The 1,302-nt window shown below is 60.8% G+C and carries 1 protein-coding gene; it reads left to right on the top strand.

Annotated features, from left to right (window positions below; genetic code table 11):
- Positions 1-58: 58 nt before the first annotated feature.
- Positions 59-1,302, top strand: a 1,244-nt coding sequence (locus AUQ37_RS02485) for an ATP-binding protein (protein ID WP_058747277.1), incomplete at its 3' end; no start/stop codon positions are given.

Genomic DNA, 1,302 nt, shown 5'->3' with positions numbered 1-1,302 from the left:
CATTCTTGTCAAATAATTCTAGTCTGTTTTATCTACTGCAATTGCCCTCTGTTCACTCATGTCAGCATTCGTCGGAAGAGAAAAGGAGCTGGGTGAGCTCGGGGACATCTACAGGTCCGACCGCAGGATATGCCTTGTTACAGGGGAGTCGCGCACCGGGACATCGAGCCTCGTACGCCGCTTCTGCACCGGGAAGGAATGCATCAGGGTGCAGCTGCCGGAGGGGAGCCCCTCGGAGATCGTCGACTCCATCCCGGAAGCGATCAGGGCATGCACCGGGGAGAGCGCGCCCGAGGCCGGAACGCTCGGGCAGGCGTTCGATCAGCTCGCCACCTACCTGGACGGCGTCCGCGTGATCGCCATAGACGGGATCGGCAACCCCAAGGCCGAATGGTTCGCCCCGGAACTGGCCAGGTTCGCGGAGAAGGCCGCCGCCAAAGGCGATATGCTCATCCTCTGCGGATGGCCCGCCCACGCGGCCGAGCGCACCGCGAAGCTCGCGGTAAATGATATCAGAATAATCACTGTCGGGCCCCTCGGCCGCGAGGATGCCGCTTCCCTCCACCCCAAGATGGAGCCCCTCGATTCGTGCATGACCTACCTGACCGTGGGAGGCGTGCCCGTCTACAGCGCGCTGATGAACAAGGGCAGCTACGAGGCATCCGTGGAGAAATGCTTCCTGGGACAGTACCCCCGGCTGTGCATGGAGGCCGAGAACCTCGTCAGGAGGTCGTCAGTGCCCTACGATTACTGCTCCGCCATACTCTCTGACATAGCGCACGGCGAGGGGAGGCCGGTGGACATCGCGGAGGACGAGGGCATCTCGAGGCAGCTCTGCGATATATACATCAAGAAGATGGAATCGGAGCACCTCGTCTCCAGGGTCACCCCCATGGGCAGCGCCCCGAAGAAGCCCGTCTACATGGTCACGAGCAGCCTCCTCGCGTTCTACCACGGCGTCATAAGGAACAACCCCAACCTCATCTACGCGGACAACCCGGACTTCAGGAACATATCCGCCGAGACCGGCATGTTCCTCGAGCTCAGGTTCCGCACCTTCTGCGCCAAATACCTTAAGCACAAGATGGGCTGCACCAAGACCGGCGGATGGTGGATCGTCGGGGAGGATACCGCGAACATCACCCTTGTCGGGACCGACGGAGAGACCAACTACATCTGCGACTGCAAGTTCAGGAACGGGAAGGTCGACTCCGGCGCTCTCGACATGCTCATAGAACGGTCCGAGCGCATGCGCGGCCTGAAGAACAAGAAGATGACGCTGTTCTCGATTTCCGGATTCGA

This window comes from Candidatus Methanomethylophilus sp. 1R26 (assembly GCF_001481295.1).
Classification (GTDB): Archaea; Thermoplasmatota; Thermoplasmata; order Methanomassiliicoccales; family Methanomethylophilaceae; genus Methanomethylophilus.
The sequence above is the reverse complement of the archived record's forward strand: the minus strand, read 5'-3'. Positions and strand labels throughout refer to the sequence as shown.